General features: G+C 33.2%; 7 protein-coding genes. 5 read left to right on the plus strand and 2 right to left on the minus strand.

From position 1 onward, the window contains the following. A complete protein-coding gene (locus tag F7O84_RS18840) occupies positions 1-1,203 on the plus strand; it encodes a cofactor-independent phosphoglycerate mutase (protein WP_151148628.1) in 1,203 nt (400 codons plus the stop codon). Positions 1,204-1,269: 66 nt separating this feature from the next. Here F7O84_RS18840 and F7O84_RS18845 read toward each other — a convergent pair whose 3' ends face one another. Then, complete coding sequence (locus F7O84_RS18845; protein ID WP_151148629.1) at positions 1,270-1,695, minus strand: DUF2752 domain-containing protein; 426 nt, start codon at positions 1,693-1,695, stop codon at positions 1,270-1,272. A 145-nt stretch (positions 1,696-1,840) separates the two neighbouring features. On the opposite strand from F7O84_RS18845, the gene F7O84_RS18850 reads away from it, so the two are divergent. Then, positions 1,841-2,578 (plus strand): DUF975 family protein, encoded by a 738-nt coding sequence (locus F7O84_RS18850; RefSeq protein ID WP_151148630.1) that lies wholly within the window; start codon positions 1,841-1,843, stop codon positions 2,576-2,578. 121 nt (positions 2,579-2,699) lie between these two features. Here the strand turns inward: F7O84_RS18850 and F7O84_RS18855 are convergent, their stop codons facing one another. Next, positions 2,700-3,239 (minus strand): DUF4190 domain-containing protein, encoded by a 540-nt coding sequence (locus tag F7O84_RS18855; protein WP_151148631.1) that lies wholly within the window; start codon positions 3,237-3,239, stop codon positions 2,700-2,702. A gap of 145 nt (positions 3,240-3,384) precedes the next feature. Here F7O84_RS18855 and F7O84_RS18860 point away from each other — a divergent pair, with 145 nt between their 5' ends. The 3 genes from F7O84_RS18860 (at position 3,385) to F7O84_RS18870 (ending at position 7,035) form a co-directional block, all read left to right on the plus strand. After that, positions 3,385-5,526, plus strand: coding sequence for a Tex family protein (locus tag F7O84_RS18860; protein WP_151148632.1), 2,142 nt, complete (start codon positions 3,385-3,387; stop codon positions 5,524-5,526). A gap of 297 nt (positions 5,527-5,823) precedes the next feature. Then, complete coding sequence (locus F7O84_RS18865) at positions 5,824-6,534, plus strand: accessory gene regulator B family protein (RefSeq protein ID WP_192451834.1); 711 nt, start codon at positions 5,824-5,826, stop codon at positions 6,532-6,534. Positions 6,535-6,711: 177 nt separating this feature from the next. After that, positions 6,712-7,035 carry a hypothetical protein gene (locus F7O84_RS18870; RefSeq protein ID WP_151148634.1) on the plus strand — a complete coding sequence of 108 codons (324 nt, stop codon included), beginning with the start codon at positions 6,712-6,714 and terminating at the stop codon, positions 7,033-7,035. The last annotated feature ends 46 nt before the right edge of the window (positions 7,036-7,081 follow it).

Consider the following 7,081-nt stretch of genomic DNA (forward strand, 5'->3'; position numbering starts at 1 on the left):
ATGAAATATGTTATAGTACTTGGAGATGGAATGTCAGATGAGCCAATAAAAGAACTTGGGAATCAAACCCCAATTTCCTTTGCCAATACTCCAAAGTTAGATGAATTATCCAAAAAATCAGAAATAGGTCTTGTTAGTACCATACCACAAGGAATGAAACCAGGAAGTGATACTGCTAATCTATCGGTACTAGGTTATGATCCAAAAAGTTATTATACGGGACGCTCTCCACTTGAAGCCCTAAGTATTGGTGTGGATATGAAAGATACTGATATAGCAATACGCTGTAATATTGTAACACTATCAGAGGATGATAGACCATATGAAGAAAAGAGTATCATTGACCATAGCGCAAGTGAAATAAGCACAGAAGAAGCAGCTGTTTTATTAGAGGCAGTAAAAAAAGAATTATCAAACGAAATCTTTTCCTACTATCTTGGAATCAGCTACCGCCATCTGCTTATTTGGGATAAAGGGCAGGTAGTCGAGCTGACACCACCTCATGATATATTGGGCAAAGTGATTGGACAGTATCTTCCACAAGAAGAATTGTTAAAGGAAATGATGATAAAAAGTTATGATATATTAGTCAATCATCCAATCAATTTAGCACGAAAAGAAAAGGGGTTACATCCAGCCAATTCGATTTGGTTTTGGGGTGCAGGAACCAAACCAGCACTATCCTCCTTTGAAGAAAAAACCCACAAAAAAGGTGCTATGATTTCTGCAGTTGATTTGCTAAAAGGCATCGCAGTAGGTGCTGGTATGCTAAATATCGAGGTAGAGGGTGCTGATGGTACCCTTGAAACGAACTATGAAGGAAAAGCGAAGGCAGCAGTAGAGGTATTAACAAAACAAGATTATGATTTTGTATATATACATGTAGAAGCACCAGATGAAATGGGGCATCAAGGAAGTGTGGAAAAAAAGATTAAAGCAATCGAATATTTGGACCAAAGAGTGATTAAGATTGTAGCAGAAAATCTTGATGCTTTAAAGGTAGATTATAGAATGCTTGTACTCCCAGATCACCCGACACCTATTTGTGTTAGAACGCATACAAGTGATCCTGTTCCATACATGCTCTATGACAGTACCAATCCTCAATCACGTAATTGGAATTACAACGAAAAAGAAGCAAAAGAAAGTGGAAACTATATCGCACAAGGCCATACCATCATAGATTATTTGTTTTCTAAATAATAAAAGAAAGCTATTGCACGTTATGAAAGTACGAATGCAATAGCTTTTTGTTTTATAGAAAAGTTTTTAAAACGAGGTTAAATCGATATCAAAAACAAGAAGTAAAAAATTTCGAAGCAGGCAAAATAAGATAAGTATAGCAAGACCAATCCAAAGATAGGTATCATGATATTTCATACCAACTTTTATCTTATGCTTGGATACATATTCAATGGTATTGCTAATCATATACCACAGATAAATGAAAACACCATATAAGACAATGGGATTGTACCGAATAGATGAAAACAAATGACCATCCATTAACGCATGAACAGACCGAGTTCCACCACATCCAGGACAATATAATCCAGTTATTTTATAAAACAAACAAGGTAATAAAAAAAGTTGATAGTTTATTTGAAACATATGTATGATTGAAAGAAAAAGGATTGCAACAAACAAAAGGATTGCACCTAATTTATATAAAAAATCATTCGTATCCGTATTCATATAAGCTCTCCCTTAAGTAAGAAACGTTATTTGTATCATACATTATCTTAACAAATTAAATATTTAGTTGCAATATTGAGTTTTTATAAATAGATATGATATACTTAATGAGATTAGGAAGAATCAGAATGGAGTGTAAATACATATGAATTATAAGTCATCTTCGCAATTAAAGGCATTATCCAGAGAGCAGCTCACAGGAAGATACGCAGTAGCAGTAGGTGCTACATTTTTAACAACATTGATTTCAATGGCAGTTTCCCTTTTGGTAACCGTGTTTGCTAGAACGGACTCAATGGCATCTATCATTATATATTACCTCATTTCATTTATAATATCTTTGTTATCAGCTGTACTTGGAATAGGATTGCTTAAGTTATTTTTTAAATTAGTAAAAAACGAAGCCTATCAAATAAGCGATATTTTTTGGGGATTTCAAAATCACCCAGATAAAGTTATTTTAATTATGATTATATTAACACTCATCTTTATGGTATGTCTCATTCCAGGTATGGGATTGTTATTTGTTTATGGTGTTACTTTTAACCGACTTGTATTTGTATTAGCAATGTTTTCGTTAATAGCAGGAATCGTGGCTATGATTATAATTGGTATTACTTACAGTCAAGTCGGATATATTATAGCGGATGATAGTCAGCTTTCTGTACTTGAAATTATGAGAATGAGCAAAGAGATGATGATGGGACAAAAGGGCAGGTATTTTTATTTGCAAATATCTTTTATTGGTTGGTATATGTTATCTATTCTCTCTTGTGGAATTGCATTGTTATGGATACAACCTTATCATATGTGTACCAATATATATTTTTATATAGACTTAAAGAAAGAATCAAACCCAACTGTAATTGATGAATATGTTTGATGAAGGAACCTATTTAGTAAGATAACTTGTAAAGTTTTGGAGGTGAATAATGCTTCTTGCTTTACTAAAAGAGTAATAAAAAAAGTCAGTTGTGAAAACAGCTGACTTTTTAGATGTAGATTTAATCAAATGAGATGCTTAACGTATCAGGCACAGTAGGCTGTACTGGTGCGGTATCATATTCATCAAAGTACTCCTTAAAATAGTTATAGTAATCATATGTATTGGAATTATCATCTTTGTAATCCTTTTCACTATTACCATTAAAGGTATCTGAACCATATGGAAATTCTTCTCCATAAATTTCTTCATAAAGAGACTCATAATAATTCATAAAGTCAGAATATCTATCAGAAGTAAAAATGCTAATAAGCAATATAGCAATAATTACAGTCGAGATTAACATTCCAATGATGGAAAGAATAGTTCCAATTAAAGCGTTTGTGCTAAGTTTGTTATTTCTTCCCCGAGAAAGCAAAGCTAAAGTAATTGCAATGCCACCAAATAAATAAGAACCATAAACACAACAAATTGATATAATGGCCAATATTCCGAGTACCAAAGCTGCTGTAGCCATACTGTTTGGCTGGTTATGATTGTAGTAATTGTTATTTACAACTGGTGAATTACCAGTAAATGAATCATGGTTGTTATTATCCATAAAGACCTCCCACTCTTTTTATCCTATATCAAATTTCTAAACTTGATTTTATCATGCTTAACAAGGAATTACAACTTGAATAGAGATGAAAATTGATTTATAATTCTATCAGAGAGGTAAAGAAAGGAAACGGGACAGCAAAAATATGGATATAATTTCAAAGTTAACAGCGGAATTGGACGTGAAAAAGTGGCAAGTAGAAGCCGCAGTCAAATTAATAGATGAGGGAAATACGATACCTTTTATCTCCAGATATCGAAAGGAAGCTACTGGATCATTAAATGACGAGGTTCTTAGAAATCTGAATGATAGACTAACCTATCTTCGTAATCTAGAGGAGAAAAAGGAACAGGTTCTTTCAACCATACAAGAACAAGGAAAATTAACAGATGAATTAAAGTCACAGATTCTAAATGCTGAGACATTAGTTGTAGTAGAGGATTTGTATCGACCTTATCGCCCAAAGAGAAGAACAAGAGCGACGATTGCAAAGGAAAAGGGACTTGAGCCATTTGCCAATTTAATATTGCTTCAGATGACAAAGAATTCGCTTGATAAAGAAGCAGAAGCCTTTATCAATCCTGAAAAAGAGGTACATTCGGTTACAGATGCAATTGATGGAGCAAAAGACATTATTGCTGAGTATATTTCGGATGAAGCAGATTATCGAATGTATATAAGAGATATAACCATGAAGAAGGGGATTATATCTTCTACCGCAAAAGATGAAAAGGCACAAAGTGTATTTGAGATGTATTATGATTTTCAAGAACCCATTCATAAACTGGCAGGTCATAGAATCTTGGCACTTAATAGAGGAGAAAATGAAAAGATATTAACAGTTAAGATTGAGGCACCAGAAGAAGATATAATACGATATTTAAAGAAGCAAGTAATAAAAAATGACAACGAAAATACCAATCAGATTTTAAGTGAAATAATTGAGGATAGCTATAAGAGGCTAATTGCGCCAGCTGTTGAGCGAGAAATAAGAAGTGACTTGACGGAAAAAGCAGAGGATGGTGCAATAAAAGTGTTTGGTAAAAACCTAGAGCAATTACTGATGCAGCCACCAATTGTAGGACAAGTAGTACTTGGGTGGGACCCTGCATTTCGAACAGGTTGTAAATTAGCAGTTGTCGATGAGACTGGTAAGGTCCTAGATACAACTGTTATTTATCCAACAGCACCTCAAAATAAAGTAGAAGAAGCAAAAGAAGTTGTTAAAAAATTAATTGACAAATACAATATTTCTTTGATTTCTGTAGGAAATGGAACGGCATCTAGAGAATCAGAAATGGTAATTGTAGAGCTACTAAAAGAAATAAAAGCAAATGTTTCATATATTATTGTAAATGAAGCAGGGGCATCGGTATATTCAGCAAGTAAACTTGCAACGGAGGAATTTCCAAACTTTGATGTTGGACAAAGAAGTTCGGCCTCAATCGCGAGAAGGTTACAAGATCCTTTGGCAGAATTAGTTAAAATTGATCCCAAATCAATTGGTGTAGGACAATACCAACATGATATGAATCAAAAGAAACTAAGCGAAGCTTTAGGTGGCGTAGTAGAAGATTGCGTGAATCGAGTTGGCGTTGATTTGAATACAGCTTCCACATCACTTCTTGAATATATTTCAGGCATTAGCAAAGCGATAGCTAAGAATATAGTAGCATATCGAGAAGAACATGGTCGTTTCACAGACCGAAAGGAACTTCTTAAGGTAGCAAAATTAGGGCCTAAAGCTTATGAACAATGTGCAGGATTTATGAGAATACAAGGTGGAAAAAATCCATTAGATGTAACAAGTGTTCACCCTGAAAGTTATGAAGCTGCAAAAGCGTTACTCTCTAGCTTAGGCTACACGATACAGGATATCATAAAAGGAAATCTAAGCGGACTTTCTAAGAAGATTACGGATTACGAAAAAACTGCCAAGGAACTTTCAATTGGCGAGATTACATTAAAAGATATTGTAAAAGAATTGGAAAAACCAGCAAGAGATCCAAGAGATGAGATGCCAAAACCAATTCTTCGGACTGATGTGTTAGAGATGAAGGATTTGGAATCTGGAATGACATTAAAAGGTACGGTAAGAAATGTAATTGATTTTGGTGCTTTTGTAGATATTGGAGTGCACCAAGATGGTCTGGTTCATATCTCTCAAATGACAGACAAATACATCAAACATCCACTGGAAGTAGTAAGTGTTGGAGATATTGTTGATGTGAAAGTTATGAGTGTTGATTTGCAGAAAAAACGAATTCAACTAACAATGAAGTTATAGTATAACGATAAAGCGAACAAAGTTTATAGCGATGATAAGAAACAGCTGTTTGAAGTAACATTTAAACAGCTGTTTTTATGTAGTATGCATTTTTTTGAATTTTTTCGAATCCTTTTTTCGAACGTATGTTTGCAAGTTGTCCATTTGTGCTTTTAAAATGTCTATTTATGATAATTGTATTCAAAAATTGAGGGAAGTTGTTATATTTTAGGAATAGAGTAAAATAATTTTCATTTATTCTAATGCCTTAGAGAATAAATAGAAATTATGATAAAGGAGGGAGGACAACTAGTAATTATGTATAATAAACTGGTCAAAACGGCTTTCGCTGGAGTTATTGAACAGGCAGAAAGCGAAGATGAAAAGGAGGTTGTTATATACGGATTAGAAGCCATTGTGTCAACGCTTGTTGATATATTAGTAATTCTGATCATTGGAATTATTAGTGATAATTTGTTAGGCACTATTGTATATTTATTATGTTTTTGTAGTATCCGTGTTCTGGCAGGAGGGTATCATGCAAATTCATATTTGTCCTGTCTTTTGTGTTCAATTATTAGTTATTCTTTTATTGTAGCTGTTAATAGTTTTGTGATTCAAGAATATAATCTTATTTTGGTTGTTATGGCTGTAATATCTTATATGGCTACTCTGATGATAGCACCAGTTTTAAATGGGAAGAGAGAGTTTTTGGAAAAAGAAGTAGCAATCATAAAAAAGAAAGTAAGAATTATATTAGCAATTGAATTATTGGTAACTATAGGCCTATATCTTATTAATTTTGAGATATACAAATTTGCAATATATGCAATAATAACAGAAGGAGTGTTTGGAATAATGGGAAAAATTAAGTATTGGAATTTAAACAAAAAAGCTTTGTTAAAAAATGTAATGAATTTATCGTTAGGAGTGGCGTTGATAACAGGTGGGCTACCTTGTGTTTTGGTATTTCACGAAGCAAAAGTTCCCAATGCTTTAAAAGCTAAAATCGAGGAAAGAAATAAATAATACATAACCTATTCTAAAGTAGAATAAAACAAAAAGTTTCTTCGTTGTTGAATCTCTGAAGTTTGATTTAAACAAAGAAGAAACTTTTTTTGGTAAATTATAGTAGAAACTTGTAGACTTATGTAATATAATAATTGATATTAATCGGGTTATATTTAATGTTTTGGAGGGGGATAAATGGATTTTATCATGTATTCATTAAAAGGAAGTTTATCAGTAATATGTGAAGTAATGATTTACTGGATTCTTTTTAATGGTGTTTTTATGCGTAAAAAGAAAAGATGGATAAATGTTATTGCTTTATTCATATATGGATTTAGTATTTTGGTCATTAGCTATGTGGGAAGAGCAGGTTTGCCTTCGACAGTAAAGTTAATTATGGTTGTTTTTATCGGAGCAGTGATTGCGAGGATTTTATTTCTTTATAGGAAAGTTCTCCTTCGGAGAACTCTTGATATGAAAAGGGCCCGCATGGAGGCGGGCACAACAAGTAAACGATAGGTTTTAGAAGATATAGAAACCTTCAGCTCCCGGGAAGTCTTCGTCA

Origin of the sequence: Candidatus Galacturonatibacter soehngenii (assembly GCF_008830185.1) — a bacterium.
GTDB classification, from domain to species: domain Bacteria; phylum Bacillota; class Clostridia; order Lachnospirales; family Lachnospiraceae; genus Lachnotalea; species Lachnotalea soehngenii.

Excerpts from the sequence above, each read along its gene's own strand:
- F7O84_RS18870 (WP_151148634.1), top strand. The coding sequence starts at position 6,712 with ATGGATTTTATCATGTATTCATTAAAAGGAAGTTTATCAGTAATATGT.
- F7O84_RS18840 (WP_151148628.1), top strand. The coding sequence starts at position 1 with ATGAAATATGTTATAGTACTTGGAGATGGAATGTCAGATGAGCCAATA.
- F7O84_RS18850 (WP_151148630.1), top strand. The coding sequence starts at position 1,841 with ATGAATTATAAGTCATCTTCGCAATTAAAGGCATTATCCAGAGAGCAG.
- F7O84_RS18865 (WP_192451834.1), top strand. The coding sequence starts at position 5,824 with ATGTATAATAAACTGGTCAAAACGGCTTTCGCTGGAGTTATTGAACAG.
- F7O84_RS18855 (WP_151148631.1), bottom strand. The coding sequence starts at position 3,239 with ATGGATAATAACAACCATGATTCATTTACTGGTAATTCACCAGTTGTA.
- F7O84_RS18860 (WP_151148632.1), top strand. The coding sequence starts at position 3,385 with ATGGATATAATTTCAAAGTTAACAGCGGAATTGGACGTGAAAAAGTGG.
- F7O84_RS18845 (WP_151148629.1), bottom strand. The coding sequence starts at position 1,695 with ATGAATACGGATACGAATGATTTTTTATATAAATTAGGTGCAATCCTT.